The sequence below is a fragment of the Deinococcus gobiensis I-0 genome, from assembly GCF_000252445.1.
Classification (GTDB): Bacteria; Deinococcota; Deinococci; order Deinococcales; family Deinococcaceae; genus Deinococcus; species Deinococcus gobiensis.
Map to the genome: position 1 here is coordinate 2,901,113 of NC_017790.1, position 26,960 is coordinate 2,928,072.

At 73.1% G+C, this 26,960-nt stretch carries 21 protein-coding genes, 1 tRNA gene and 1 riboswitch; of the genes, 10 read left to right on the forward strand and 12 right to left on the reverse strand.

Annotated features, from left to right (window positions below):
* Positions 1 to 20: 20 nt before the first annotated feature.
* From DGO_RS13930 to DGO_RS13955, 6 genes are all read right to left on the reverse strand, one after another.
* The gene (locus tag DGO_RS13930; protein ID WP_014686152.1) at positions 21 to 1,430 is read right to left on the reverse strand and encodes an RtcB family protein; all 1,410 of its coding nucleotides are present in this window, start codon (positions 1,428 to 1,430) and stop codon (positions 21 to 23) included.
* Between the two features lie 343 nt (positions 1,431 to 1,773).
* Positions 1,774 to 2,526: a c-type cytochrome gene (locus tag DGO_RS21175; protein ID WP_014686153.1), complete on the reverse strand. Its 753-nt coding sequence runs from the start codon at positions 2,524 to 2,526 to the stop codon at positions 1,774 to 1,776.
* 85 nt (positions 2,527 to 2,611) lie between these two features.
* A complete protein-coding gene (locus DGO_RS13940; protein WP_043802537.1) occupies positions 2,612 to 2,974 on the reverse strand; it encodes an MGMT family protein in 363 nt (120 codons plus the stop codon).
* Positions 2,975 to 3,001: 27 nt separating this feature from the next.
* Entirely contained in the window at positions 3,002 to 4,045 is a 1,044-nt protein-coding gene (locus DGO_RS13945; RefSeq protein WP_083847305.1) for an LCP family protein, read from the reverse strand.
* 61 nt (positions 4,046 to 4,106) lie between these two features.
* Positions 4,107 to 5,231 (reverse strand): glycosyltransferase family 4 protein, encoded by a 1,125-nt coding sequence (locus DGO_RS13950; RefSeq protein ID WP_050920825.1) that lies wholly within the window; start codon positions 5,229 to 5,231, stop codon positions 4,107 to 4,109.
* Positions 5,215 to 6,876, reverse strand: a complete 1,662-nt coding sequence (locus tag DGO_RS13955; protein ID WP_014686157.1) for a hypothetical protein — start codon at positions 6,874 to 6,876, stop codon at positions 5,215 to 5,217. Before DGO_RS13955 ends, DGO_RS13950 begins: the two co-directional genes overlap by 17 nt.
* A 169-nt stretch (positions 6,877 to 7,045) precedes the next feature.
* Positions 7,046 to 7,120, forward strand: a riboswitch (cyclic di-GMP riboswitch).
* Between the two features lie 801 nt (positions 7,121 to 7,921).
* Here DGO_RS13955 and DGO_RS13965 point away from each other — a divergent pair.
* From DGO_RS13965 to DGO_RS13990, 6 genes are all read left to right on the forward strand, one after another.
* Positions 7,922 to 8,395 carry a hypothetical protein gene (locus tag DGO_RS13965; protein ID WP_014686158.1) on the forward strand — a complete coding sequence of 158 codons (474 nt, stop codon included), beginning with the start codon at positions 7,922 to 7,924 and terminating at the stop codon, positions 8,393 to 8,395.
* Between the two features lie 36 nt (positions 8,396 to 8,431).
* Positions 8,432 to 9,556, forward strand: a complete 1,125-nt coding sequence (locus DGO_RS13970; protein WP_014686159.1) for a hypothetical protein — start codon at positions 8,432 to 8,434, stop codon at positions 9,554 to 9,556.
* 124 nt (positions 9,557 to 9,680) lie between these two features.
* Positions 9,681 to 10,988 carry a lipopolysaccharide biosynthesis protein gene (locus DGO_RS13975; RefSeq protein WP_014686160.1) on the forward strand — a complete coding sequence of 436 codons (1,308 nt, stop codon included), beginning with the start codon at positions 9,681 to 9,683 and terminating at the stop codon, positions 10,986 to 10,988.
* Positions 10,981 to 12,129, forward strand: coding sequence for a glycosyltransferase (locus tag DGO_RS13980; protein ID WP_145975339.1), 1,149 nt, complete (start codon positions 10,981 to 10,983; stop codon positions 12,127 to 12,129). Before DGO_RS13975 ends, DGO_RS13980 begins: the two co-directional genes overlap by 8 nt.
* The gene (locus DGO_RS13985; RefSeq protein ID WP_014686162.1) at positions 12,110 to 13,435 is read left to right on the forward strand and encodes an O-antigen ligase family protein; all 1,326 of its coding nucleotides are present in this window, start codon (positions 12,110 to 12,112) and stop codon (positions 13,433 to 13,435) included. The genes DGO_RS13980 and DGO_RS13985 overlap by 20 nt, the downstream gene beginning before the upstream one ends.
* A complete protein-coding gene (locus tag DGO_RS13990; protein WP_014686163.1) occupies positions 13,432 to 14,598 on the forward strand; it encodes a glycosyltransferase in 1,167 nt (388 codons plus the stop codon). Before DGO_RS13985 ends, DGO_RS13990 begins: the two co-directional genes overlap by 4 nt.
* Positions 14,599 to 14,612: 14 nt before the next feature.
* Here DGO_RS13990 and DGO_RS13995 read toward each other — a convergent pair whose 3' ends face one another.
* Both DGO_RS13995 and DGO_RS14000 read right to left on the reverse strand, forming a co-directional pair.
* Entirely contained in the window at positions 14,613 to 16,151 is a 1,539-nt protein-coding gene (locus tag DGO_RS13995) for a CpsD/CapB family tyrosine-protein kinase (protein ID WP_050920827.1), read from the reverse strand.
* Between the two features lie 264 nt (positions 16,152 to 16,415).
* Positions 16,416 to 16,655, reverse strand: coding sequence for a hypothetical protein (locus DGO_RS14000; protein ID WP_014686165.1), 240 nt, complete (start codon positions 16,653 to 16,655; stop codon positions 16,416 to 16,418).
* Between the two features lie 88 nt (positions 16,656 to 16,743).
* Here DGO_RS14000 and DGO_RS14005 point away from each other — a divergent pair, with 88 nt between their 5' ends.
* From DGO_RS14005 to DGO_RS14020, 4 genes are all read left to right on the forward strand, one after another.
* The gene (locus DGO_RS14005; protein WP_014686166.1) at positions 16,744 to 17,937 is read left to right on the forward strand and encodes a M20 family metallopeptidase; all 1,194 of its coding nucleotides are present in this window, start codon (positions 16,744 to 16,746) and stop codon (positions 17,935 to 17,937) included.
* Positions 17,938 to 17,941: 4 nt separating this feature from the next.
* Positions 17,942 to 18,397: a Fe-S cluster assembly sulfur transfer protein SufU gene (gene sufU, locus DGO_RS14010; RefSeq protein WP_014686167.1), complete on the forward strand. Its 456-nt coding sequence runs from the start codon at positions 17,942 to 17,944 to the stop codon at positions 18,395 to 18,397.
* A 5-nt stretch (positions 18,398 to 18,402) separates the two neighbouring features.
* Positions 18,403 to 19,605: a bifunctional folylpolyglutamate synthase/dihydrofolate synthase gene (locus DGO_RS14015; RefSeq protein ID WP_050920828.1), complete on the forward strand. Its 1,203-nt coding sequence runs from the start codon at positions 18,403 to 18,405 to the stop codon at positions 19,603 to 19,605.
* A gap of 67 nt (positions 19,606 to 19,672) precedes the next feature.
* Positions 19,673 to 19,747 (forward strand) — tRNA-Thr (locus DGO_RS14020).
* 202 nt (positions 19,748 to 19,949) lie between these two features.
* Here the strand turns inward: DGO_RS14020 and DGO_RS14025 are convergent.
* The 4 genes from DGO_RS14025 to DGO_RS14040 form a co-directional block, all read right to left on the reverse strand.
* Positions 19,950 to 22,100, reverse strand: a complete 2,151-nt coding sequence (locus DGO_RS14025; protein WP_145975340.1) for a DEAD/DEAH box helicase — start codon at positions 22,098 to 22,100, stop codon at positions 19,950 to 19,952.
* Positions 22,101 to 22,110: 10 nt separating this feature from the next.
* On the reverse strand, positions 22,111 to 23,388 hold the full coding sequence (locus DGO_RS14030) for a BREX system ATP-binding domain-containing protein (RefSeq protein WP_014686170.1): 1,278 nt from the start codon (positions 23,386 to 23,388) through the stop codon (positions 22,111 to 22,113).
* Complete coding sequence (locus DGO_RS23870) at positions 23,385 to 25,205, reverse strand: coiled-coil domain-containing protein (protein WP_169331015.1); 1,821 nt, start codon at positions 25,203 to 25,205, stop codon at positions 23,385 to 23,387. The genes DGO_RS14030 and DGO_RS23870 overlap by 4 nt, the downstream gene beginning before the upstream one ends.
* A gap of 68 nt (positions 25,206 to 25,273) precedes the next feature.
* Positions 25,274 to 26,917 carry a serine/threonine-protein kinase gene (locus DGO_RS14040; RefSeq protein ID WP_145975341.1) on the reverse strand — a complete coding sequence of 548 codons (1,644 nt, stop codon included), beginning with the start codon at positions 26,915 to 26,917 and terminating at the stop codon, positions 25,274 to 25,276.
* Positions 26,918 to 26,960 lie beyond the last annotated feature (43 nt).

Here is a 26,960-nt window from a genome sequence, read left to right on the forward strand (position 1 = left end):
CGGGCGGGGCGAGGTTGCGCCTACACGTCCTCGCTGCCGGTGTCCATCCGCACCACGTGGGGGCGGAACTCGGCGAGCACGTCCACGAGGTCGGTCTGGCGCGCGATGACCTCCTCGATGCGCTTGTAGGCCTGCGGGGCCTCGTCGATGCCGCCGCCGATCAGGGTCACGCCCCGCCCCTCCAGGTACGCCTGTACGTCCTTCTTGCTCAGGGCATTCTGGGCGGCGCGGCGGCCGAGCTGCCGGCCCGCGCCGTGGCTGGCACTCGCCAGCGCGGGGGCGTGGCCGCGTCCGCGCACGAGGTAGCCGGGGTCGGCCATGCTGCCGGGAATCAGGCCCAGCTGCCCCTTCGCGGCGGGGGTAGCCCCCTTGCGGTGCACGATCAGCTCCTGGCCGTCCACGACCTCCTTCCAGGCGAGGTTGTGGCTGTTGCTCGCCTGTGCCAGGGGCGAAACCCCCAGCGCGCGGGCCAGCCGGGCATGGATGAGGTCGTGGTTCGCCAGGGCGTAGCGCCCCGCGAGGTTCATGGCCTGCCAGTAGGCCTGGCCCTCCTCGCCGTCCAGCGGCAGCCACGCGAGCTTCTGCGCGACCTTGTCGATGCCGGGGTGCAGCCGCCCCGCCAGCGCGGTGAAGTGCCCCGCGACCTGCGCCCCGAAGCCGCGCGAGCCGCTGTGCGACAGCACCGCGAGGTACTCGCCCGCCTCCAGCCCCAGTTCGGGGTCGGGCTGCGCGAGGCTCAGCGTGCCGAATTCCACGAAGTGGTTGCCGCTGCCCGAGGTGCCGATCTGGTTCACGGCCTTGTCGTACAGGTGGCGCAGCAGGGGCTGCTCTTCCCAGGTCGGCTCGTGCAGCACGGCGTGGTCCTGGCGGTCACGCTTCTCGAAGCCCACGCCCGCGCCGAAGCGCGTGTGGCGCAGCAGCAGCCCGCTCGCCTCGGCCACCTTCAGGGCGCCCGGCAGCATCGGCAGCACGCTGAGCATCATCGAGCAGCCGATGTCCACGCCCACGCCGTAGGGGATGACCGCGTTCTCGGCCGCCAATACCCCGCCGATAGGCAGGCCGTAGCCCACGTGGGCGTCGGGCATCATCGCCCCGGCGCGCGACACGGGCAGGCGCATCGCCACGTCCATCTGGGCGCGCGCCCCCGGCTCGATGAGGTCCGCGCCCCACACGGCGTAGGGCAGCGGCACGGCGCGCAGGGCGCTCGCGGCGCGGACCTGCTGCGCGGCGGCCTGGGCCAAGAGCATCTGCGCCAGCAGGGCGTACACGCCGCCCCCGGCGTAGTCCTGCGGCGCGGCCTGCACGGCGCCCAGCTCGTGCAGGATGTCGGCGCGCGCCAGGCCTGCGCCCTCGCGCGCCGTGGCGGCCTTGAGGGCCAGGCCCACAGCTTCTTTCTCGAATCCCAGCTTGATGAGGTGCTTCCCGTTCATGTGTGGTGCTCCGGTGGGGCGGGAAGCCCAGGAGCTAGTCCTGGCCCCTTCCCTGCCCAGTGAGAGAGGGGGGTGTCCGGTCGTCTCCGTCTTCCGAATCCTGCCTTGACCTCATGGTGAACCTCCGTGCCGGACCTGTCCGGCCTGCCCATCCTGCCGCGCCGCGCCGGGGCCGCGCCATAGGCCAGAACGCGCAGCGGCGGTGGACATCCTGACGTAGGCGGCCCCCCACGACCCTCTCCCTGGGCCTGGGCACCCTGGGCCCCGTGCGGGGTACGTACCAGGGTCAACACCCAAACAAAGACTCCCCCACCCGCAGGTGAGGGAGCCGCCGCAACCGGACTTACTGAAGGGTCTTGATGTAGGCCTGGATGTCGGCCACCTGCTGGTCGCTGATCTGCGCGGCGGTGAAGCGGGGCATGACGGCCCCCAGCGTGCGGTTGGGGGTACGGCCTTCACGCAGCACGGTCGTGAACTGGGCCAGGGTCCAGGCCTTGGGGCCTTCGGTCGCCATGACCAGGCTCGGGCCGATGCCGCCCTGGGCGTTCTGGCCGTGGCAGCCCGCGCAGTTGCCCGCGAAGACCTGCTGACCGGCCGAGGCGTCGCCGTCTGCGGCGTTCGACGCGCCGCTTTCCGAGGGCGCGCCCGCCGAGGCCGCGCCCGAGGCCGCCGCGCCGGTCTCCTGGGTGGGCGACTCGGCGGTGCTGGGCTCGGTGGTGTTGCCGCTGCTCGGGGTGGTGCCCGAGGAGCTCGTGCCTTCGGTGCCCGTCGCCGCGGTGCCGGTGCCCGAGGCCCCGGAGGTCGTGGCCGTTTCCGAGCCGGAGGTGGCCGTCCCCGAGGCCGCCGTGCCGCTGCCCGACATCCCACTGCCCGACATCCCGCTGCCGGACTGGCTGGCAGCGGCGGCGCCGGAGGCTCCGGCGGCCTCGTTGTTCACGGGGGTCGCCGCCGTGCCCTCGGGCCCGGGGGTCGCGTCGGTGCCGATGGTGCGCGGAATGACGATGAGCAATACGACCCCGACGATCAGCCCCAGCGTGACTCCCAGCAGCCACGAGATCACGTTTCCAGCAGTCCAGCGGTTCTTCCGGCCATTCATAGCCCTCAGCATATCGCCGCCGGGCGCGGGCGGGGAGCCGGGCCCCCGCCCACGCCCCGGCCGATTCTTTAGAGAGGCCCGGAAATCACAGCAGCCGCCCCGGCGGCGCGTGCGGGTCCTCCTCCGGCCACCACTGCCAGCGGGCGAGGTCGCAGCGGCCCCCCGCGCCGAACTCGACGCCCTCGGCGCGCAGCAGGCCCTCTTGCAGGTCCCCGAACCCCAGCTTGTGGGTACTGACCCGGCCCTGCGCGTTGATGACCCGCTGCCAGGGCAGGGCCGACTCGCCGTCCATGAGCGCGTTCATGACGTAGCCTGCCTGCCGCGCGGCCCCCGGCTGTCCGGCCAGCAGCGCGAGTTGTCCGTAGGTCATGACCCGGCCCGGCGGAATGCGGGCCACCAGCGCCAGCACCCGCTCGCGGAAGGTGCCTTCGGTGGGGGGAAGCGACATGGCCGGAGTGTAGCGGGGACGCGGCGCTCAGCGCAGCAGCAGGTTCAGGCGCTGGCGCTCGCGGTCGGGCACGACGTAGTACCACACGCCGCCGATCTTGCGGTTCTCGCCGCGCACGCGCTCGGCCGTCTGGTGGTCGAGCATGTAGGCGTGCGCCGCGCGCAGCTTGACCACCTCCGAAGGCGAGAAGTTGGTGCGCACGCTGTCGCTCAGGCGGCCGAGCACCCGCGTCAGCTCGGGCGTGTCCAGGCCGCCCAGCGCCCGCATGAGCGCGCGGACCACCTGCTGCTGCCGGGCGTTGCGGCCCAGGTCGCCCTGGGGGTCGTCGTGGCGCATCCGGGCGTAGGCCAGCGCCTGCTCGCCCGCGAGGTGCAGCCGCCCGCGCGTGATGTGCTGGCCGTCGAGCTCGAAGTCCAGCGCCGAGTCCACGTCCACGCCCCCCACCGCGTCGATGGCCTGCACGAAGCCGTCCAGGCTCACCTCGACGTACTTGTCGAAGGGCACGCCCAGGAAGCGCTCGACCGCCGTCGTCTGGAGGCTGGCCCCCCCATAGGCGTAGGCCGCGTTGATCTTGACCAGACCGTGGCCCGGCAGCTCGATGCGCGTATCGCGCGGAATGCTCAGGAAGTACAGCGTGCGGGCCACCGGGTCGAAGGTCAGGCTCAGGAGGGTATCGCCCCGGCCACGGCCCAGCGCGGGCTGGTCGTTGCCGATCAGGAGGATGTGCACCTTGCGCCGCGCGAGCTGCGCCGACGAGTCGCGTTCGATGAACGGCCCCGGCGTGGGCGCGGAAGCGCCCGCCGGGGCCGCCTGACCCTTGGGCGGGACGTAGCGCCCCAGCGACGGGGGCTGGGCGGGAGCGGGCAGCGCCCTGAACACGGGGTCGTCGAGGACACCGGGGCGCAGCGGCATCCCGTCGTCCTCCAGCGCCTTGTAGACCTTGATGCCGGTCTGCTGCACCTCGCGGTGGGTGGTGTAGGTCCAGGCGCCCACGCCCCCCCCGGCCACGAGCAGCAGCGCCGCCGCTCCTGGCAGCAACCACCGCCGCCTCGCCGCCGCGCGCCCCGTCATCCGGGCATCCTAGAGCATGGCCGCCGGAGCGGACCGTGGCCGCCGGGACCATCCCGGCGACTCAGCGCCGCCGGTCCAGCACCTCGCGGTACACCGCCCAGGTCCGTTCCAGCAGGTGCGGCAGCGTGAAGTGCGCGTCGAAACGCTCGCCCCCGGCCCGGCCCATCGCCGCGCGCGCGGCCGGGTCGTCGAGCAGCCGCGCCAGCGCCAGGCGCCAGGACACCACGTCGTTGTGCGCGACGAGCAGGCCGGTGCGCCCGGGCACGACCGCCTCGCCCACGCCGCCCACGTCGCTGGCGATCACCGGCAGGCCCGCGCGCATGCCCTCCAGCACGCTGATGGGAAAGCCCTCGTAGTGCGAGCACAGGCAGAACACGTCCGTCTGCGCGAGCAGTTCGGGCACGTCGTCACGGCTGCCCAGGAAGCGCGCCCGGTCGCCCAGTTCCAGCTCGGCGGCCAGCGCGCGGGTCGCCTCCAGCTCGGGGCCGTCCCCGACGAGCCAGACCTCGGCCCCGCGCAGGGGCGCGGCGGCGCGCAGCAGCAGCGCCTGGTCCTTGGGGGGCGCGAAGCGCGCGACCATCACGAAGCGCACGGCAACGTCGGGCCGGGGCGCGGCCAGCGTGATGCGGGGCGCGGGCGGCAGGGCGTTGTGGATGGTCCGGGCCTGCGGCGCGACCCGCAGCCGCGCGCCCAGGTCGCGGTCGTAGTCCGACACGGCGATGATGGCGGCGCTCAGGGGGGCCGCCAGGCGCTCGGACCAGATCGCCAGGAGCCGCCGCGCGCGCCCGGCGCCCTCGGTGAAGGCCCAGCCGTGCGCCGTGAAGATGGCCGGAACCCCGGCCAGGCGCGCCGCCACGCGCCCCAGCAGCCCCGCCTTGGAGCTGTGCAGGTGCACGAGGTCGGGCCGCAACTGCCGCAGCAGCCGCACCAGCGCCCACAGTGCCGCGAGGTCGCGCCGGGGGTCCAGGGGCGCCACGAGTTGCGGCACGACCACCGTCTCCAGCCCCAGGGCCCGCGCCTGTTCGAGCAGGAACCCGTCCTCGCCCGAGGCGACCGTGAGCCGGGCGCGGTCACGCAGCCGCAGCAGTTCCAGCACGTGCGTCTGTGCGCCGCCGCGCTCGGCCTTCGTGATGAGCAGCAACACGTGCGGCCGGTCCGCCGCGCCCGGCTCAGACTTCCTGGGCATGGCGCGTCTCCCGGACCAGCGCGCCGGCCAGTCCATACTCGGGGTTGTAGGGCGCTTCCCACAGCAGCGCCCAGCCCAGCGAACTCGCCTGACCCCGGCGCAGGGCCGTCTCGGCCTCGGTCGGGGTGAGCCACGCGGCGTAACGCAGCGCGGCGGTGGGCAGGTGCCCGCTGCGCCGGGTCTGCTCGGCCAGGGCGCGCGCCTCGTCGTCGTAGGGAATCAGGACCGGGCGCGAGGTCGCCGGACGCAGCCGCAGCGCCGCCGCCAGCGAGGCGTAGTCCTGCCCGGCCCGCAGCCGGTCCAGGTCGGAGCCGGGGGAGGGGGCCGGGCCGCCGGCCTGCGCCGCCCCGGCCCCCTCGCCCAGACGGCGGAAGGCGGCCAGCGCCTCGGCGGGAGGCCACTGCGCCAGCAGGTCGCGGCTCAGGGCCAGCGCGCCGTGCCACGCGGTCGGGCGGGCCACGTCGGTCAGGGCCAGCCGCCGGAAGGTCCCCGAGCACAGCCGCCACGCCTCGGCGAGGTGGGGCAGCGGGGCCTCCCCGTGCCACACCGTGCCGAAGGGACCGAGCTGCGCGGGCGGCAGCATGGTGGCGACCACCCGCAGGCGCTCGCCCGCCGCCCGCCGGGCCCGCAGCTCCCGTCCACGCTCGCCCAGATGGACCGGGCACAGGCTGCTCGACCACAGCACGCTGCCCGGCACCAGCGCCGCGAGCCGGGCCGCGCTCCCGCGCGAGGGCAGCACCGCCAGCGCGTCGCCCGGTTCGCGGGCCATGCGGGCCGCCAGCGACGCGAGGTCCATGGCCTCGGGGGGCGCGAAGTCCGGCCCGGTGTGGCCGGGCACCTCCGGCACGGGCGCGCCGAGCGGCAGCTCCGGCCACCCGGACCAGTCCAGCGGCCAGGCCGAGAGCAGCAGCGCGCTGACGCCGAACACCCGCGCGCTGTCGGCCAGCAGCCCGGCGACCACCGCCGGCTGGCTTCCGGGCAGGCCGCGCAGCCCATCGAGCAGCACCGGACCGCCCAGCAGCGTGGCGAGGTCCGGCAGGGTCCAGCGCCACGCCGCCGAGAGCAGGCCCACCGCGTCCTCGAGCGTGATGACCGCGACCGGCGATCCCAACCCGCCGACGAGCGGCCCGTAGCGCGCCGCGAGCCGCTCGCGCGCCCCCAGCCACGCCCCCCAGCCAGGCACCGCCAGCGTCACGCGGCCCTGTCCGGCGGCGCGGGCACGCTCCAGCGCCCACTCGACCGCCAGGGTCCAGCGGGCGCCGTCGTCCTCCAGGGTCAGGGCCGCGCAGACCGGCGACGTGGGCTGCGCCGGGCCGGCAGCCGGGACCGTCCCTGCCGGGGGGTCGCGGCGCAGCAGGCGCGCCGCCTGACCGCGCACCCAGGCCTCGCGCTCGCCCGGCCGCTCGGGGGGCCGGGGCAGGGCCGCCAGCACCCGCGACAGGGCCGGGCTGGGGGCCACCTGCGGCGGCTCGGCCAGCACCCGCCCGGCCTCGGCAGTGTCGAGCAGCCCGCCGACCTCGGCCAGCAGCACGCGCGCGGCCTGTGGGTGTCCGGCGGCGGCGGCGTGCCGGGCCGCGTCGAGCGCCCCGCCGGGCGACAGGGCCGCCACTGCCCTGAACTGCTGAAGTTCCTGCTCGCGGTCCACGTCCCCTCCCCGGTGCCCCGTGCTGGACAGCCCCGTTCTGGCCGCAAAACATAGTCCTGGCCGCCGTGCGCCGCAGCATAACAGGCTCCCCGGCTTCTGTAAGCCGCCTGTGAGACTCTTTAGGCTACCTTCATCCCAGCACGCGATACCGTGCGCCGCCAACTTCCTAAACGACCAAAGGCAAACCCCTCGCAAGGGGGGGACGCAAAGCCACGGGGCCCACAGGGCCGGCCGGGTTACCGAAAGAGGAGAACACACGTGCGCCGAACCGTACCGGCCCTGCTGGCCCTGTCTCTGGGCCTGATGTCCTGCATGCAGGCCCCCACGCCCCAGCCGAGCACTGCCGCCCAGACGGCGGACACCGCCGGCAGCGCCCCCGCCGACACCCAGACGGCGGCCCCCAGCGAGAGTGCCCAGGCCCTCCGGCCGCCCTCGCTCGTGCCCGGCACCTACGGCCAGCAGGTCAGCGTGCAGAACGCCGGCCTGCGGGTCGGCAACCAGGGCCTGTTTCCTTTCGGCTTCTACCACGTCTCCTGGATGAGCGACGCGGCCACCCGCCAGCGCGATATGCAGGAGATGAGCGCGGCGGGCTTCAACACCATGACCGCCTCGGTCATCAACGACGCCGACAATGCCCGCTACGGCGAGTTCCTGGACGCCGCCGCCCGGGCGCGCATGTACGTGCTGAGCGAAGGCGTCTTCGAGAGCAGCGTGCCCAAGCTGGCGAGCAAGCCCGCCGTGCTCGGCTGGATGGTCGCCGACGACTGCAACCTCCAGTACACCCCCGCGCAGGTGCGCGACCGCGGCGCGCGGATGCGGTCGCTCGACCCGCAGCACCCCACCTACGCCGCGCTGTTCACGAGCTACGCCGAGTCGCACAGCGACTTTTTCGACACGACGCACATGATGGGCAACATGTCCTACCCCATCGGGCCGGGCGACAGCATCGGCGCGACCTACGACATGCAGCGCCTCTCGGTCGGGCTCTCCAAGAAGAACGGCACCGTGCCCGTCGCCAACCTCCAGGCCTTTTCCTGGGGGCACCGTGCCGGGCCACGACGCTTCGGACCCGGCCGCGCGCATGCCCACCCCCGCCGAGGTCTACAACATGACCTACCAGGCCATCGGGGCCGGCGTGCGCGGCATCCTGTACTACACCTACCTCGACTCGTACAGCAACGTGCGCCGCAGCCCCGCCGTATGGGAGATGACCAAGAGCATCGTGCCCGAGATCGCCCAGCTCTCGCCCATGCTGCTCTCGGCCGAGCCGAAGTACCTGGAGACGAACAACGGCAACGTGCACGCCACCGCCTGGACCTACCAGGGCCACACCTACCTGCTGCTCACCAACGTCTCGGCCACCCAGGCGCAGCCCCTGTACGTGCCGCTCGCGGATCAGGCCCCCACCGGCCTGCGCCCCCTGTTCGCCGGGCGCGGCGGAGAGGGCGTCAGGCTCAGCGGCACCACCCTGGGCGGCACCATCGCGCCGCTGGGCGCACACTTCTTCCGCATCAACTGAGGCGCCTCACATGAGGCGCGCCTATAACGACGGGCGATGTCTCCTCTGCGGCCTCTGGCCACCTGTCTGGCGCTGGGCGCGCTGCTCACCGGCTGCGCGCCGCTGCGGCCCGCCGTCTGGACCGTGGACGCCCGGCAGACCCGCGTCACGGCCTCGGGCGGGCGCATCCTGATCAATGGGCAGCCGTTTTTTCCTTTCGGCTTCTACCACGTCTCCTGGGCCGACCAGGGCACGCCCCAGATTCGCCTGAACGACCTGGACACCCTGGCCGACGCCGGCTTCAACGTCATGCTCACCGAGCCCGTGCGCGAGGCCGAGACCGAGATGCCCGCGCTGCTGGCCGAGGCGCACCGGCGCGGCGTGATGGTGCTGGCCCACGGCGTGCAGCCCCGGTTCGTGCGTGAACTGGCCGCCCAGCCCGCGCTGCTGGGCTTCACGCTCATGGACGACAGCAACTACAACAGCACGCCCCCGGCGGTGGCCGACCTCCAGGCGACCTATAAGGCGCTCGCCCCCGACAAGCTCACGGGCATCACCCTGGCGCTGGCGAACGACCGGCCCGAGAGCGGGTTTTTCGGGGTGTCGGACAGCGTCAGCAACATGAGCTATCCCATCGGCGGCACCGACGAGATCGCGGTGGTGTACGGCGTGATGCGCCAGACGGTCGAGCAGGCGGCGCGGCGCGGCGTGGTGCCGCTGGCGACCCTCCAGAGCTTCGCGTGGCCGGGCCAGCGCCGGCCCACCCCGGCCGAACTGCGCAACATGACCTACCAGGCGCTGCTGGCGGGGGTCAAGGGCGTCGTGTACTACTCGTACCGTTCGGGGGGCAACCGCGTGACCGACGACGCGCCCCTGTGGCAGGAGACCCGGACCCTGGCCGCCGAGGTGCGCCGGCTCTCGCCCACGCTGCTGAGCGGCGCGCGGCGCGAGCTGACCGCGCCGGCCCCCGGCCAGCCGGTCCGCGCCGCGCAGTTCAGCGGGCCGGGCGGGTCGTACCTGCTGGTGGTGAACACCACGCCCCGGCCGCAGGCGCTGCGGCTGGACCTGCCGCGCGTGCGCCGGCTGAACCCGCTGTTCGGCGCGGCCGACCCCGAGTTTCGGCGGGGCCAGCTCGGCGGCGTGCTGGGGGCACTGGAGGTCCGGGTCTTCGAAGTGCGCTGAGCGGGGCGGCCCTCTCGCGGGCAACTCTGGGCAAAGCATGAACCGGGACCGCGCAGGAAAGGGGCGTGCGGCGCACTAGGCTGGGGCCGATGCCCGCCCTCCCGTTCCTGCCCGGCCGCCCCTGATGGCCGGCAATGCCGCCGCCCCGGCTCCCGCGCTGCGCACCGACGTGGTGTGGACCCTGGCCGGCAACCTGGTGTTCGCGGCGACGCAGTGGGCCATGCTGGTGGTCCTGGCGCGCCTGGGCAGCCCGGCCGACGTGGGGCGCTACACGCTGGGGCTGGCCGTGACCACCCCGGTCTTTCTGCTCCTGAGCCTGCAACTGCGCGGGGCGCAGGCCACCGAGCCGCCGGACAGCCCCTACCGCTTCGGGCACTACTTCACGCTGCGCACGCTGCTTGCGGGGCTGGCACTGGCGCTGTGCGCGGGTTGGGCGCTGCTGAGCGCCGGCCCCCAGGCGCAGGCGGGGCTGGCGGCCGTGACCGGCTGGCTGGCCCTCGCCAAGCTGTTCGACGGCCTGAGCGACGTGTGCTACGGCCACCTCCAGGCGGGCGGGCGGCTGACCGAGGTGGCGCGCTCGCTGATGCTGCGCGGAACGCTCTCGGCCCTGGGGCTGGCCGCCGCCTTCGCCCTGACGCGCGACGTGGGCTGGGCCGCCGCCGCCGTGGCCGGGGGCTACCTGGGGGGGCTGCTGCTGTACGACCTGCCGCGCACCCGCCCCGGCACCGGGCGCTGGTGGTGGCCCGAGTGGTCCCGGCTACGCGCCCTGGCCGCCCTGACCTGGCCGCTGGGGGTGGCGGTGGGCCTCATCGCCCTGAACGCCAGCCTGCCGCGCTACTTCCTGGGCCGCGAGGCCGGACTGGAGGCCGTGGGCCTGTATTCGGCCCTGTCCTACGTGACGGTGGCGGGCAGCATGGTGGTCACGGCGCTGGGGCAGGCGGCCACCACACCGCTGGCCCGGCTGGCCGCGCAGGGCGACGCCCCCGGGTTCCGGGCGCTGCTGGGCCGGCTGCTGCTGCTGGGCGCGGCGCTGGGGGCGGCGGGGGTACTGGGCGCGCTGCTGCTGGGGCGCCCGCTGCTGGAGCTGCTGTACGGCCCCGCCTACGGCCGCGACGTGCCCCTGTTCGCCCTGCTGATGCTGGGGGCCGCGCCGGGCTACGTCGCCTCCTTCGCGGGCTTCGGCATGACGGCGCTGCGCGAGTTCGGGGCGCAGGTGCCCCTCTTTCTGGGCACCACGGCCACCCTGGCGCTCGCCTGCGCGCTGCTCGTGCCGGGCGGGGGGCTGGCAGGCGCGGCCTGGGCCACCGTGATCGGCGGCGCCGCGCAGCTGCTGGGCAGCCTGTGGATCGTCCGGCGGGCGTTGCGGCGCGGCCCCCCGGCCCCGGCGCAGGCCGCGCCGCCCTCGCCTACAGTAGAGGCCGCCCGTGACTGACTCTGCGCCCCCTGCCCCCCCGACCCCCGCCGCCGGGCGACCCCTGCGGGTGCTGCACGTCCTGAGCGCCATGAACCGGGGCGGCATCGAAACCTGGCTCATGCAGGTGCTGCGCCGCCAGGACCCGGCGCGCGTCACCTTCGAGCTGCTGCTGTTCACGCCGGAGGGCGGCGCCTACGACCCCGAGCTGCGGGCGCTGGGAATCACCGTGCGCCGCTGCCCCTCGCCGCGCCGGGTCGGCGCGTTCCTGGGCTGCCTGTGGCGCACCCTGCGGGCCGGGCACTACGACGTGGTCCACAGCCATGTCCACCACTTCAGCGGGGTCATCCTGTTCGTGGCGTGGCTGGCGGGCGTGCGCGGCCGCGTGGCCCACAGCCACCTGAACACCGAGGGCCCCGACCGCGCCTCGGGCGCGCCCCGGCGGCTGTACCTGCGGGCCATGAAGGCGGCCATCGCGCGCGCGAGCAGCGAGGGGCTGGCCGTCAGCGACCAGGCGGCGGGCGCGCTGTTCGGGCCGCGCTGGCACACCCAGGAGCAGTGGCGCGTGCTGCCGCTGGGCCTGGACCCGGCGCCCTATACCCGGCCGACCGACCACGCGGCCCTGCGCGCCTCGCTGGGGCTGGCCCCGGAAGCGCTGGTGCTGGGCCACATCGGCTGGTTCCGGCCCGCCAAGAACCATCCCTTCCTGCTGCGGGTCTTCGCCGAGGTGCTCGCCCGGCGCCCCGAGGCCCGACTGCTGCTCATCGGAGAGGGCGAACAGCAGGCCGAGGTGCAGGCCCTGGCGGGCGAGCTGGGGGTGCTGGACGCGGTCGTCTTCGCGGGCCCGCGCGACGACGTGCCGGCGCTGCTGCAAGTCATGGACGTGTTCGTCTTCCCCTCGCACATCGAGGGGCTAGGGCTGGCGCTGATCGAGGCGCAGATGGCCGGGCTGCCCTGCGTGACCGCCGACCACCTGCCGCCCGAGGCGTGGCTGCCCGGCGCCAGCGTCACGGCGCTGCCCCTCGCGGCGGGGGCAGCCGCCTGGGCGCAGGCCATCCTGGAGGTCGCCGGACAGCCCGCGCAGTTCCCTGCGCCGCATCCCTACGACCTGACCCACTCGCTGCCGCTGCTGCTGGAGCGCTATGAGCACTATCGCCGCTGAGGACCGCGCCCTCTCCCCCGCCCCGACCGGCACGGCGGCGCGGCTGCACGCGCTGACGGCCACGGGGCTGGGCCTCTTTCTGCTCACCCAGTGCTTCACGCTGCCGGTGCTGGCGCTGGGGCCGTCGTGGACCCTGTGGCAGACCCTGCCGGACCTGACGCTGTGGTTCACGGGGCTGTGCGCCGCGCTGTACCTCAAGCCGCAGGGCACGGCCGCGCAGCGCCAGCTGTGGTGGGGGCTGGTGGGACTGTTCGGCATGAGCGTGCTGGCGCTGGGCGTGCTGTTCATCTACGCCGACCCGCTGCTGGGCACCGAGCTGCGCTTCGGGGCCTTCTCGCTCTACCGGCTGGTGCAGGTGCTGCTGGTGTTTTGGGCGGCCTCGCGGCTGGAATACACGCCGCAGCTCCTGGCGCGCTGGCACCGGCTGGCGACCGTGGCCTTCGCCGTGACCTGCGGGGGCATCATCCTGACCACCTTCTCGGGCGAAGCCATCAAGTTCCTGGGCCGGCACCTCCCGCGCGGGCTGGGCGTCTCGGGGCCGTGGGAGGCCTACTACCTGTACCAGGAGCGCGGGCTGGGCTTCGTGGGCTTCAACCACGGCTACGCGGCCTTGCAGGTCATGCTGCTGGGGGCGCTCGTGCTGTACCTGCGCCGCCGCCTGGGCCGGGGGGGCGGCGAGTGGGTGCTGCTGCTAGCCCTGGCCGCCAGCTTCCTGTGCAACTCGCGCGCGGGTCTGGCGGGCTGCGCGGTGTTCGTGGTGCTCGAACTGCTGCGCTTTCCGCTGCGCGCGGCCCTCACGGCGCTGGGCCTGAGCGTGGCCGGCCTGATCTCCTGGGGCTGGATCGCCCCGAACCTCACGTCCACGGCCGAGCGGCAGGCCACCATCCTCGACGCCTCCGACCCCGGCAACCTCGCCGGGCGCACCGACATCTGGCAGAGCATCTTCGGGGAGCTGCTGGGCGATCCCTACCGCCTGCTGGTCGGCTCCGGGCTGGGGTCGGCCGTCATCAACAAGGGCAACAACGCGCACAACATGGTGTTGCAGGTGCTGTTCGAGACTGGCGTGGTGGGGCTGGTGAACATGGGGGCCTTCTTCGCGCTGCTGCTCGCGCTGCTGCTGCGCGCCGGCCCACAGGCCCGGGTCATCCTGAACGTCACCGCCGGCTTCCTGATCACCAGCCTCACCCAGGAAACCTTCTTTCCGAACGTCGGCTTCGGCAGCTTCCTGCCGCTGTACGCCCTGGTCATCGCCGTGGTGATGGGCAGCGGCGCGGCGGGCCGCGTCCCCCTGAGGAGGCCCGCATGAACCTGACCGCCGTCCTGGAACAACGCTACGACCGCACCCCCGACGGCCGGGTCTGGACCCCCGGCCCCCACGGCGCCGAGTTCTGGGCGCGCTACCTGGAGGTGTTCGGGGCCGTGCGGGTGGTCGCCCGCGTGCGCGACGTGCCGGAGGTAGGCGACCGGATGCGGCCCGCCGGGGGACCGGGCGTGAGCTTCGTGGCGGTGCCGCACTTCATCGGGCCGGCGCAGTACCTGCGGGTCAAGGGCCGGGTACGCCGCGCCATCGCCGCCGCCGTGCTGGACCCACAGGCCGGGGCCGTGCTGCTGCGCGTGCCCGGCACCCTGAGCAACGAGGCCTTCCGGGCCCTGGGCGACCGGCCCTTCGCCGCCGAGGTCGTGGGGGACCCCTACGCCTTGTTCGCGCCGCGCGTGTCGCGTCACCCCCTGCGGGCCTTTTTCCGGCAGATGTACACCCGGCAACTTCAGGCGCAGTGCCGCCGCGCGCGCGTGGTCGCCTACGTGACGCGGGAAGCCCTGCAGCGGCGCTACCCCTCGCCGGGCCGCATGTTCGGGCTGTCGGACGTGGACCTGCCGCCTCAGGCCTACGCCGCGCGGGGCCGGAGCTGGCACGCCGCGCCCCACGAGGCGGTCATGGTCTGCACCCTCCAGTTTCCGTACAAGGGGGTGGACCTCGCCGTCTCGGCCCTGCCGCTGCTGCGCGCGCGCGGGCTGGACCTGCGGCTGCGCGTCGTCGGGGAGGGGGCCGAGCGCCCGGCCCTGGAAGCCCAGGCGAGCGCGCTGGAGGTCGCGGCGCAGGTCGAGTTCGTCGGGGCGGTGCCGGGCGGCGCGGGCGTGCGCGAGCAGCTCGACCGCGCCGACGTGTTCCTGATGCCCTCGTGGCAAGAAGGCCTGCCGCGCGCGATGGTCGAGGCGATGGCGCGCGGCCTGCCGGTGCTGGGGTCGGAGGTGGGCGGCATTCCCGAGCTGATCGGCCCCGGCGAGCGCTTTCCGACCGGCGACCCCACCGCCATCGCCGCCGCGCTGGAGGGGTTACTGGGTGATCCCGGGCGCTACGAGGCCCTGGGCGAGCGCAACCTGGGGGTGGCCCACACCTACAGCAACGAGGCGCTGGGCGAAGTGCGCCGGGAGTTCTACCGGGCCGTGCGCGACCTCGCGGGCCACTGAGCCGCAGCCGGGCTTCAGGGCCGGTCGAGTTCGAGCGGCGCGGCCTCGGGGCTTTCCGGGTCCATGTAGCGGCCGGGCGCGTAACCGTAGCCCACGTTGCCTGCCCGCTCCTTTTCCTTGTTCAGCACGATGCCCAGTACCTCGCTGCCGGCCGTCTGGGCGCTGCGCATGGCCCGCTCGACGAGTTCGAGCTCGCTGCCCAGCGCCGCGACCATCAGGACGCCGCCCAGCCGCGCCGAGAGTTCCAGGGCGCTCGCGGCCACCAGCACGGGCGGGGTATCCACCAGCACGTAGGCGTAGTCGTCGGCCAGCGAGGAGATGATCTCGTAGAGCTTCGCGGCGTCGTTGACCCCGCGCTCGGGAATGAGCAGGTCGGTCGCGCCCGATCCGGCCCCCGGCGTGAGGTCCTGGTACAGGGTCGCGCCGCCCACCGCCGTGGAGGTGAAGTGGGCGCGGGTGCGCTGCCACAGCCGGAACTGCGTGGGCCGGTACAGGTCGGCGTCCACGATCAGGACCCGCAGGCCGCGAAGCGCGAAGCTCTGGGCCAGCGCGGCCGTGATGGTGCTCTTGCCCTCGCCGGGGCGGGCGCTGGACACCGCGAAGCGGGTGCGCCCCGCCGCGACCGACGCGAGGTTCACGCGCAGGAAGCCCACCTGTTCGTACAGCGCCCCGCCGCGCGTCTCGGCGAGCAGCTCGGTCTGGCCGTCCCGCAGCAGCGGCAGCACGCCCAGCAGCGGTTTGCCCAGCGGCGCGAGGTCGGCGGCCGAGTTCACGCGCTTGCGCAGGGCGTCGAGCACGATGGCGCCCAGCGCCAGGAAGAACAGCAGCGCCGCGAACACCAGCAGGGCGTCTCGCAGCGGCCGGGGCGAGACCGGCACTTGGGGCGTCGAGGCCGGCGAGATCAGCGAGAGGGTCCCCCCCACCGCCGTGAGCAGCGCCGACACCTGCCCCAGCTTCTCCTGAAGGTCGCTGCGGGTCGTGAGCAACGACTGGGTTTCGATGGTGCCGGGCCGCGCGCCGAGCCGGGCGTCCACGTTGGCGAGCTGCTGGCGCAGGGTCTGCTGCGCGCGGGTGATGTTCTGCGCGGCGCGCTCCTGGTCCCACAGCAGCAGGGCCTGCGCCGAGGCGTCCGCGAGGACCTGCGCGGCCTGTGGCGTGCGCGCGTGCGAACGCAGTTCATAGATGCCGGTCTGCTGCTGCGGGTCGATGCTGGCGAGCATCCGCACGAGCTGGTAGCGCCCCCCCGCCGCCTCGGCGCGCAGCTGCGCGGCCAGGGCCGTCTTTTCGGCCGCCGGCAGGGCCGAGCCACGCAGCTCGGAGAGGGTCAGGTCCAGCACCTTCTGGCTGCGCAGGGCGTTCTGCACCACGCTCTGCGGCAGCGGCGGGGTCGTGACCAGGGTCAGGCTCACCACGCTGTTGCCGGTCGAGCCGCTCAGGGCCGCCAGACTGGTCGAGGCCTCGTACTCGGCCGGCCGCAGCGACGACGCGCCGTAGGTCAGCGCCCCGCCCAGCAGCGCGCCCCCCAGGATGATCCATGCCGAACGGCGCAGCACGGAAAAATAGTGCTTGATGTCGATGTCCTGGGGGGCGGGCGTGTCGATGGACCGGGTCCTCTCTTTGTCTGTGCGCGGATGGGGGCGGGGGGTGGGCGGCCGGACGAGGCCTGCCGGTCCCGAGACTACACGGCGGCGCTCGGCGGCGGCTAGGGCGCGGGGGCGGGGCGGGGCGCGCGGACCCTGGCCGCATCTTCATGGTCGGGGGGCCAAGGCGAAGCCGCCGCCCCGGAGCGGAGGCGGCGGCGCGGCCTGACAGGGGCCTCAGAACCAGCGGCGGGTCTTGGCGGCGGGCTTGCCGCCCAGGCGGCGCTGGGCCTGGTCCAGCACGAAGTCGAAGGCCTTGTCGCGCTTGCGGGCCTTGACGTACTTGCCGCGCCCGGCCTGCTGGCGGCGGCGCAGCATGCCGATCAGTTCGAGGGCGACCGGGGCGTAGACCAGAAGCTGGCGCAGGGTGCTGCTCTTCTTGCCGGAGTTCACGGTGCGGACACGGGGCGTCTTCATGCTCCTGAATACGCGGTTCGGGCGCGCGGAGTTGCGGGCAGAGGGCCGCGTCCGGGACGTGCGTGCCGCGCAGGCGCTACCCTGGGGCATGACCACAATCCAGGACCGGGCACAGGAGCTTAGGGAGCAGCTTGTCGCGTGGCGGCGGCACCTGCACCAGCACCCCGAGGTCGGCTTTCACGAACACGAGACGGCCGCCTACATCGAGGGCGAGCTGAAGAAGATGCCGGGCCTGACGGTCACGCGCCCCACCGCGACGAGCGTGCTGGCCGTCCTGAAGGGCGGGAAGCCGGGGCGCACGCTGCTGCTGCGCGCCGACATCGACGCCCTGCCCATCCACGAAGAGAACACCTTCGACTTCGCCTCGCAGAACCCCGGCATCATGCACGCCTGCGGGCACGACGGCCACACGGCGATCCTGCTGGGCACGGCGCGGCTGCTCGCCGAGAACCCCGGCGAGGTGCCCGGCGAGGTCCGCATGATCTTCCAGCACGCCGAGGAGATCGGGCCGGGCGGGGCCGAGGAACTCGTCATGGAAACCAGCCTGATGGACGGCGTGGACGTGGTCACCGGCCTGCACCTCAACAGCCAGCTTCCGGCGGGCATGGTGGCGGTCAAGCCCGGCGCCTTCATGGCCTCGCCCGACATGATCGAGCTGACCATCAAGGGCCGGGGCGGGCACGGCGCGCATCCCGAGGAGGCCATCGACCCCATCGCCGTGGGCGCGCAGGTCGTGACCAACCTCCAGCATGTGGTCAGCCGCCACGTGGGCGCGCAGGACGCCCTGGTGGTCAGCGTCACCTACTTCCGCAGCGGCACGACGCACAACGTCATTCCCGACACCGCCGAACTCATGGGGACGGTACGCACCTTCGACCCCGAACTGCGCCGCCGCGCCCCGCAGCTCATCGAGCGGGTCATCAAGGGGGTGTGCGAGGCGCACGGGGCCGAGTACGACCTGCGCTACGACTTCGGCTACCGCCCCCTGATCAACACCGACTGGGTGGCCGCGCAGCTCAAGGAGATCGCGCTGGAGACGGTCGGCCCCGAGCACTTCCAGGACGCCCGGCCCACCATGGGCGGCGAGGACTTCAGCGCCTACCTGGAAAAGGCCCCCGGCGCGTATTTCAACGTCGGTTCGGGCAGCGACGCGGCCGACAGCCGCTGGCCGCACCACCACCCCCGCTTCACCCTCGACGAGCTGAGCCTGGAAACCGGCGTGCAGATGCTGCACGCGGCGGCGCTGCGCCTGACGGTGCCCGACCCGACCTCTGCGGGGTGACGCCATGAAACTCCCCGACCACCTCGCCCGGCAGATTCTCGCGGACCATCAGGCGCGGCCCCGCCACCGGGGCGAGCTGCCCGGCGCGCCGCACGCCGCGCTCGACAATCCCGGCTGCGGCGATCAGGTGACGGTCTGGGCGCAGGTGGAGGGCGAGCGCCTCGCGGCCCTGAGCTTTACCGGGCGCGGCTGCGCGGTCAGTCAGGCGAGCGCCAGCCTGATGACGGAGGCCCTGCGCGGCAAGACGCTGGCCCAGGCGCGCGACCTGGCGGCGCAGTACCGCGCGATGGTGCTGGGCGGCGACGAGGGCGGCGACCCCGCCCTGGGCGACCTGCTGGCGCTGGCGGGGGCGGGGCGGCTGCTGCGGCGGCGCAGGTGCGCCCTGCTCGCCTGGGACGCCCTGGACGAGGCGCTGGCCCGCGGGGCAGTGGCGCGGGAGGGCCAGCAGGGCGCACCATAAGCGCCGTGTCTGCGCCCCTTTCCTCCAGTGGCCCCGCCGCGTCCGGCCCGGCCCGGCCCGACTACGACTGGCTGTATTCCCGCACCCGCGCCGGCCGCGAACGGGGACCGCAGGCGGCGCGCGCCCTGCTCGACCACCTCGGGCGGCCCGACGAGACCTTCGCCAGCGTCCGCGTGGTGGGCACCAACGGCAAGGGCAGCACCTGCGCGATGCTGGAGGCGGGGCTGCTCGCCTGCGGCCTGCGGGTGGGCCGTTTCACGAGCCCGCACCTCGAAGCCTACGAGGAACGGGTGCGCACGGGTGGGCAGGACCTCGACCCACAGCGCACCGCGCGCTTTCTGGACTGGGCCAAGGTGAATGCGCCGGACGCGCCCTTCTTCGACCTCACCCTGGCCCTGGCCGCCCGGACCTTCCGCGAGGACGGCGTGCAGGTCGCCGTGATGGAGGCGGGCGTGGGCGGCGTCTCGGACGCGACACAGGCGCTCGGGCGGGTCGTGGCCGTCGCCCTGACGAACGTGGCCCTGGACCATACCGGCGTCCTGGGCGAGACGGTGCGCGAGATCGCCCGGGACAAGGCCCGCGCGGCCCGGCCCGGCGTGCCCCTGCTCACGACCGCGACCGGCGAGGCGCTGGACGAGGTGACGCGGGTCGCGGCCGAGATCGGGGCTCCCCTGTGGACGCCGGAGTCGCGCCCCGGCCTGTTTGACCTGCCGCGACCGCCTGCCCTGGCCGGCCCGCACCAGGCGCGCAACGCCGCTCTCGCGGCCGCCACCCTGCGCACGCTGGGCTACGGCGCGGGCGTGGAGGCGGCCCTCGCGGCGACCCACCCGGCCCGCCTGGAACGGTTCGCGGTGAGCGGACGCACGGTGCTGGTCGACGGCGCGCACAATCCTCACGCGGCCGGGGTGCTGGCCCAGGCGGTGCCCCGCGCCGACGTCCTGCTGTTCGGCAATCTGGCGCGCAAGGACACGGCTGCCACCCTGACGCCCCTGCTGGCGGTGGCGCCCGTGCGGGTCTTCACCGCGCCCGGCGAGACGGCCACGCCGCCCGGAGAACTGGCCGCCCGGTACGGCGGCGTGGCCGATCCCGACCCGCACGCCGCCCTGACCCGCGCCCTGGCATTCACCCCACAGGGCGGCACGCTGCTCGTCGCGGGCAGCCTGTATCTGGCGGGAACGGTCCGCGCCGCGCTGCGTGCCGGCGTTTGACAAGCCCCTGGGCAGGGCTTATTTTGGTTCGTGCGCCTCTCGCCCGAAAGGGTCTCGACTGCCGCGCGCCAGTGTAGCTCAGGGGTAGAGCAACTGATTCGTAATCAGTAGGTCGTCGGTTCAAATCCGACCTCTGGCCCCAAGGAAACCTCCGCTCAGCGCGGAGGTTTTGCCTTTTCTGAAAGTCCGTCGATATGCCACAGTTGGACCTGTGCCACAGTTTTGCCACAGTTGAGGGCTGCAGGGCTTCAATTGTGGCAAGGCCGAGTCCAGGCGCGCCTACACGAGATGCCCTGTTGCCCCGCAGATGGGGCGTCTCCGACAGAACGTCGACGGGGCGCAAATCATCCGCCCCGCTGTTCCGCCTTCGCCTCCCGATGTTCGCTGGACCCCCGGAGGACGTCCAGTGTCCCTTCCCAGTCGATAAACCGGTCAAGCACCATCCGGCGGGCATACGCAGGCGGCAGATGCACCTGATATTTGCTGACACGCGGCAGCCTCACCCGCTCCAGCAGGGCGTGGCGCTCCTCAGCACTCCAGGCGGACCAGTCGCTGGCGAGGAGGGCCAGAGCCGCCTGCCGCGCCGTCTCGTCTCTGGCCCGCAGGGACACCTGAAGGGCGTCAGCAGCCACCGCGCCGAAGGGTTGCAGGGCCGCCTGCAGCGTCGTGTTGATCCGGGTGCCTGCGTAGGTGTGCCAAACCAGGGTCAGGCCCTGCCCCGTCACCGGCAGCCGACTGCCGAACAGCGCGGCGGTGCGGGCCGCCATATCCCGCAGCAGTTCCGCCGAGGCCTGATCCAGACCGTCTGGCAGGGGATGGCCGCTGAGCAGTTCACGGTGGCGCCACGCCAGGGCGCGTTCCATCTGGCGCGGCAGGCCCCCGGCCCACTTGGGCGGCCGGCCACTCTGGTCCGGCTTGACCAGCACCGTGCCCGCCCGGTCCTGAATCGCCGTGACCTGCCAGGCCTGCCCGCCGAGCAGCACGACCACCGGAAGCCCAGCCGCCAGATCCTCACGCAGTTCCTCGACGAAGGCCAGTTCGATCTGACCGACCTCCGCGTGGTCACGGGTATCCACCAGCGTGAAACTGTCGGGCACCTCGAAGGTGGCGATCAGGTCGCCCAGCTGACGCCGCCCGAACAGGCGCTCGCCCCGGTCCCCCAGCGCCAGCTGCCCCCCCAGCTGCGCCAGCAGATCGTGGGCCACCAGATGCCGCAGCACGTCCCGCCGCTCCTCCTCCGGGATCCGGGAGAACGCGGGGCTGGTCTGCACCGCCCGCAGGAGCGAGTCGGGCGTATGGGCGCGGCGCAGCACCTCCGACAGCAGTTGCTGGAGCAGGATGTGGTAGGCGCGGGTATCGGGCCGCACGGCCTCTACCCAGCCTTCCTGCGCCAGACTCAGGAGGGCGGCCGTGGTCAGCAGTTCCCGCTCGGTTTTGGGGTACATGACGGTGTGCTGCGCGCGGCCCGCCCGGCGGCCGGTGCGCCCCCAGCGCTGCAGCAGGCTCGACACGCTGCCCGGTGTCCCCCACTGCAATACCCCGTCGAGGTCGCCGATGTCCACGCCCAGTTCCATCGCACTCGTGCAGGCCACACAGGCGCTGCCCCCGCCCGCCAGCACGTCCTCGGCCGTCTGGCGGGCGTCGCGGCTGATGGCCGAGTGGTAGCTGCCGCTGAAGTCCAGCCCGGCCCGCCGCCGCAGGTGGTCGGCGATCTCCTCGGCGTCGGCCCGGCTCTCGGTGAAGGCCAGGGTCCGGCGGTGGCGCACCCGCCCGAGCAGGTCGGCCAGCGCGTCGGGATGGTCCGGGCTGACCACCTCGGCTGTCCGGCTGGGCGTAGCCCCCGGCGGGCGCACCACCCGCCCCTGCCGCGCACTGCTGCCGCGCAGCCAGCGACCCAGATCGCCGGGATTGGCGACGGTGGCACTCAGGCCCAGGCGCTGCACGTCCTCATCGCTGCACGCGGTCAGCCGCTCGATCAGGCTGATGAGCTGCGCGCCCCGGTCGCTCGCGGCAAAGGCATGCACCTCGTCCACGATGACCAGCCGCAGGTGCCCGAACAGTTCCCCCACAGGCTGTCCATGAATGAACATCGCCTCCAGGCTTTCCGGAGTCGTGAGCAGCACCTCGGCCGGATCGGCCAGAAAGGCCTTGCGAGCCGAGGCCCCGACCCCGCCGTGCCACTTGAAGGCCGTCATGCCCAGCAGCCCCGCGAGGCGGGACACGCGGTCTTCCTGGTTGTTCAGCAGGGCCACCAGCGGGCTGAGGTACAGCAGCCGCACGCCGGGCCGGGGCTGACGGTGCAGCAGATCGAGGGCGGGAAAAAAGGCCGCCTCGGTCTTGCCCCCCGCCGTCGGGGCCAGGATGATGGCATTCTCGCCGGCCAGCACGCTGGGGATGCTCGCCTCCTGCACAGGGCGTAACCCCGACCAGCGCAACTGGTCGGCAATCCCCGCGCGGAGGCGCGGGCTGAGCTGCATGAATGCGGAGGCGGTCACCAGTCTCGCCTCAGAACAGCTCGTCGGGCGAGACGAGCACTTCACCGCGTTCCTCGGGACTCAGGGCCGCCGTATCGAGCGCGAAGTCGTACTCCTGATCCGGGTGGAAGTCCGGATAATCGCGGGCACGGTCGAGGACGCTGACAAATTCACGGATGGCGACGCGCGGTGAGCGGCTGCCCAGGCGCTGCGTCCACCCCGCCGCGAGCATCTCGGCAAATCCGGCAGGCAGGCGGCCCAGCACGCCGCTCTCCAGTTCCCACAGTTCCTGCACGCGGCGCATGACCGCCACCAGATTTTCCTGGCTGAAGGTCGGCAGGGGCAGCTGCGGTCCACGGAGATTCGGATGGGCGGTGCGCTGGGTGGGGTCGTCCAGGCGCTGCGCCAGGGGGGGCAACTCGGTGATGCCCCGGCGGTCGTCGTACACCTCCGGGGTTCCGGCCAGCACCAGATACAGCCCCGGCACCCCGCGCGCGAGCTGGTCGAGCAGGTCGCGCAGGTTGGCCCAGGCGCGCAGGCGCAGGTCACGCTTGAGATGTCGCATCTCGTCGAGTTCGTCGAGCACGATCAGAAGGCCGGGCCGCCCGAGATGCCGCAACATCCGGGTAAATTCCCGCAGGTACGCCGCCGTGTCGGCAGGCCCCACCTGCCCGCGTACCCCGGTCAGCTGGCGGGTCGAGGCGTGGGGGTCGGCCATCAGCCAGCCCAGCACGTCGCGTTTCAGGGCGTGGTCGCCGCGCACGTCGGCGTCGTAGTAGGCCCGCAGCGCCGCACTGAAACTGGGGCGCTCCTGTGCGACCTCCGCGAGCAACACTTCGACGCGCTGCCCGACCGCCTCACGCACGGCGCTGCCCAGGTGCTCGGGAATCCCCTGCACCTCCAGTACGTAGTCCTCAGCGCTGCCCAGCCAGCGGTCAAGCAGGGTACCCAGCGCATTGCCCTCGGTCCCACTGATGCCCAGGTTCTGCATGATGCCCCGGTAGAGCCGCTCGAGCATGTGCAGCGAGGCCGCGTCGCGGTTCATGGACACCTGACTCACAGCGAAGCCCTGCTGGCGCGCCGTCTCGGCCAGGCGGCTGGTGATGAAGGTCTTGCCGCTGCCGTACCCACCCCGGATACCCTTGAATTGACTGTGGCCGCCGCTCACCTCACGCAGCTGGTCGAGCAGCACGTTCAGCTCACGCTCCTGCCCCACCGCGTAATGGTGCAGGCCCAGGGTCGGGACTCCCCCCTGGCGCAGCGCGCTGAGGATATGGACGGCGTCGTGGCGGGGAATGGCTGAAGTCATGGCTGCTCCTGGCGGCGGCGCGGATTGAGGATGTAGTAGGTGTCGTCTGGCCGCGTGACCCGCAGGAAGACATGCTCGCCATTCTGGACCAGCGCCTCTATCACGCCGTCAAGATCACGCCGGAAGCGCCGCACACTCTGCTCCGGCGGGACGAACCGGCCCAGGTCGCGCTCGGCCACCTCGCCGTGCGTGGTGATCAGCCTCAGCGCCCCCAGCACCGCGTCCGGCGCGTCGGGCAGGATGTTCGGGGGCACGGAGACTCCGGCGATCACGGCGACCGGGTGGGCGGAGTTCTGCGGACTGGAGACACCGCCCTGAGTCGTGGACGGATCGGCCACGGCCACGCGAATGCGGCGGGGCGCAGGCGTCTGCTCATACTCGGCGGCCAGTCGGGCGCTCAGCGCGGCCGTGCGCTCGGCCAGAGTGTCGGCCATGCGCGCTTCCAGACCTCTCTGGGCGTCCTGCTCCAGAGCTGCCGCTTCGGCCTCCAGACGAGTCGCCTGCTCGGCCAAGGCTTGCTCGTGCCCGGCCAACAGCTCGGCCTCCAGGCGTGACCACGCCGCCCCCAGTTCCTGATGTTCCGCCCCCTCTATGTCCGAGAGCCGCTGCGCCTGAAACGCCTGTGCGGCCCGGCGCTGCTCCTCCAGGGCCTGGGCCAGCTTCACCTGGGCCGCGGCCCGCAGCGGCGCGAGCTGCTCTTCCAGGGCGTGATCGGCCATCTCCTGTCTGGTTCGCAGGGTCACGGCCAGCTGGCCTTCCAGTTCGGCGCGCTCCCGGGCCAGCTGCTCGGCGTGGGCAGCTTCCAGTTCAGCCCGCAGCGCGGCCACAGTGGCTTCGGCATCGGCCTGCTGGGTCCGGAGCTGCTCGGCCCTGACCTGTTGCCGCTCCTCCTCCCAGCGGGCACGGGCCGCAGTGGCCTGCTGTTTCAGTTCGGGGGCCAGGCGCTCGCGTTCGGCCCGCAGCCGGGCAGAGAGACTGTCCCCATGCTGGACACGCAGCTTCTCCAGGTCCGTGAGGTGGCCGGTTTCCAGGGCTGCCCGCTCTCTGTCGAGGGCCTGACTGTGCTGCCGCTGGCACTCTTCCTGTTCAGCGGCCGCCAGGGCACCCAGCTCGGCCTCCAGCGCCTGACGCTCCTGAACCAGCGCTGCCTCTCCCCGCTCCTGCTCGGCCCTGAGCTGGGCCTCCCGCTCCAGGGTCAGTTGTACGTTGAGCGTGTCCAGTTCGTGGGCGTGCCTCAGGCTCAGCTCGTCGCGCAGGGCAGACAGCCTGTCCTGGACGCGCAGCCGCTCGCGCACCTGCGCCAGTTCGGCGTCCAGCTGCCGGGCATGGCGCTCGCGCTCGGCCGCCATGGCCCGCCCACGGGTCTGCTCGGCGTCGGCGGCAAGGTCGGCTCTGGCCCGCGCCAGGTCATTTTCCAGGCGCAGACGTTCGGCGTCCAGCTGCCGGGTACGCTCACGCCGCGCTTCGTCTTCCAGAAAAAACCGCTCGCGTTCCAGAATCCTCGACAGTTCGAGAGCGGTGGCCCGGGCCTGCCGCTCGCCGTCCGTCTTCAGGCGCTGACGCAGCAGCCGCAGGTCACGTTCCAGATCCAGGCGACTCTGCCGGCGCAGGGTCATCATGCGTCCCTGATGCACCGCCAGCAGTCGTTGCTCGTCGGCCGAGTAGGGGCGGCCGGACGGAGTCGCCCAGCGGCGCTCCATTTCTTCCAGGACTGCCCGCTTCCAGTGCCTGAATCCGGTCTGCACCTCGGCCAGATCCTGCTGAAGTGCCGCCTCCAGGGCCGGAATGTACAGAGTGGCCCGTTCCTCGGCAGACACGGGAAAGCGCCACACCCCCTGACCTCGGCGAGGCCGGAAGCGCAGGAACCGGCGAGCCGGAGCAGCGCTCATGAGGAACCGGTCATCTGGAGGAGGAGCAGCTGACCGGCATCGTTGCCCGCCACGACCTGCTCGCCGCTCCAGCCCAGCGCCCTGACCGGAACCCTGCCCCGGTACAGCACCTCGCTTTCCCCCGACTCCACACCGATCAGGTGGATGTTCCCTCCCACGGTGGCGGCCACCTGTTCTCCATCCGGCGACAGGGCGAGCGCCGTGACCGCACCCGGCAGCGGCGGCAGGGGCAGCTCGGCCTGCGCCGACAGCACCGTGACGCTGCGGTTCACTGCCACCGCCACACGGTCGCCACTGGAGGCCATAGCGGTGACCGGCAGACTGTCCTGGGCCTGCCACCAGGGCTGCGTGAGCAGCAGGTCTTCGTCGAACACCATGACCTGTCCGCGCTGCGTTCCCAGCAGGATGCGGTCCTCCGGAGTGACGTGAAGCGCGGTCGCAGACACGCCGCGCAGAGGCGCACTGCCCTGCGCGTCCGGGCCACCCAGATTCCAGCCGCCCAGGGTGCCGTCGTCCTGAAGGGCCACGGCACGGTTACCGGCACGGACGGCGAAGCCCAGCAGCCGCTGGCGCACCGATCCAGCGCGGGTGTGCTGCCCCTCCCACAACCGGACACGGCCGCTCTCGTCGGCGGCCACCACGCCCCCGGCACTCAGGCCCAGCCCCACGGGCCGACCCTCCAGACCGTCCAAGCTCCGCAGCGGCTGGCCCCCGGAACCAAACAGCCGGACCCGCAGGTCCGTGCCCGCCGTGATGATGTGCTCGCCGTCGCTGAAGATGTGGGTCAGCCAGCCCTGGTGGGCCTGCACGACCTGTGGGGCTGGCCGCGTGTTCTGGGAAGGCGCGGCGACGGGCACAGTTTGACCCGATTGCAGGAGACGCACCAGCGCGGCGGCATCGAGACGCTCGTTTTCTTGCAGGGCCAGCGACAGGGTAAGGGCCTGCCGCAGGGCAGGGGACGTCCCGGGAGGCAGGGTCGGTAGCGGCTGTCCCAGGGCGCGCTGGGCCGCGTCCGGTACGGCTTCGCCCGTCACGGCATACAACAGCGTGGTCCCCAGGGCATAGATGTCGCTGGCTGCCGTGGTGCGCGCGGGCGTTCGGAGTTGCTCGGGAGCGAGGCCGGCCGGCCAGTCGGGCTGCCCCCAGCCCAGATCCAGGCGCGCGCCCCCTTGGGTCAGGCTGACTCGGCCCGGCCCCAGCCCTCCGTCCATACCTTCCCGCTGGGCATGCCGGGCCGCCAGCGTCTGCGCCAGCGCCGCCATGACGGCCTGCGCTTCTTCGGGAGCAAGAAGACGACCAGCACGAACACGGTCCAGCAGCGACTCCCCGAGTGGAAGTGCGGTCACGGCGTAGCGGGTGCCGTTCTGCTCGAAGTTCAGCTGGACCTGCTGACCGCCCGAAGCCGGCCCGGTGCGCGACAGCTGGGCCGTCCACCGTTCCAGCGCCGCGCGGCTCTCCTCGGGCAGAATGACCAGTGCGCCCAGCCGCCGCGCACCCGGAGGAAAAAACTCCAGCAGCAGCACCGGCTGCCCGCGCGTCTCGTCTAGGGCCTGATAGCTGATACCGCCGTCCCGGCGCAGGGCACGGACCACCTGATACCGCTGATACAGCCGGGTTCCAGCACTCAGTGCCGCCAACACTTCTCCGCAGCGGGGACAGGACAGGTCACTGGTAGTCACGGCC

Coding starts and splice junctions, on each gene's coding strand:
- DGO_RS13975 (WP_014686160.1), top strand. CDS start 9,681: ATGGCCGGCAATGCCGCCGCCCCGGCTCCCGCGCTGCGCACCGACGTG.
- DGO_RS13945 (WP_083847305.1), bottom strand. CDS start 4,045: ATGACGGGGCGCGCGGCGGCGAGGCGGCGGTGGTTGCTGCCAGGAGCG.
- DGO_RS14030 (WP_014686170.1), bottom strand. CDS start 23,388: ATGACTTCAGCCATTCCCCGCCACGACGCCGTCCATATCCTCAGCGCG.
- DGO_RS21175 (WP_014686153.1), bottom strand. CDS start 2,526: ATGAATGGCCGGAAGAACCGCTGGACTGCTGGAAACGTGATCTCGTGG.
- DGO_RS13950 (WP_050920825.1), bottom strand. CDS start 5,231: ATGCCCAGGAAGTCTGAGCCGGGCGCGGCGGACCGGCCGCACGTGTTG.
- DGO_RS13985 (WP_014686162.1), top strand. CDS start 12,110: ATGAGCACTATCGCCGCTGAGGACCGCGCCCTCTCCCCCGCCCCGACC.
- DGO_RS13940 (WP_043802537.1), bottom strand. CDS start 2,974: ATGTCGCTTCCCCCCACCGAAGGCACCTTCCGCGAGCGGGTGCTGGCG.
- DGO_RS14005 (WP_014686166.1), top strand. CDS start 16,744: ATGACCACAATCCAGGACCGGGCACAGGAGCTTAGGGAGCAGCTTGTC.
- DGO_RS13990 (WP_014686163.1), top strand. CDS start 13,432: ATGAACCTGACCGCCGTCCTGGAACAACGCTACGACCGCACCCCCGAC.
- DGO_RS14000 (WP_014686165.1), bottom strand. CDS start 16,655: ATGAAGACGCCCCGTGTCCGCACCGTGAACTCCGGCAAGAAGAGCAGC.
- sufU (WP_014686167.1), top strand. CDS start 17,942: ATGAAACTCCCCGACCACCTCGCCCGGCAGATTCTCGCGGACCATCAG.
- DGO_RS13970 (WP_014686159.1), top strand. CDS start 8,432: ATGTCTCCTCTGCGGCCTCTGGCCACCTGTCTGGCGCTGGGCGCGCTG.
- DGO_RS13930 (WP_014686152.1), bottom strand. CDS start 1,430: ATGAACGGGAAGCACCTCATCAAGCTGGGATTCGAGAAAGAAGCTGTG.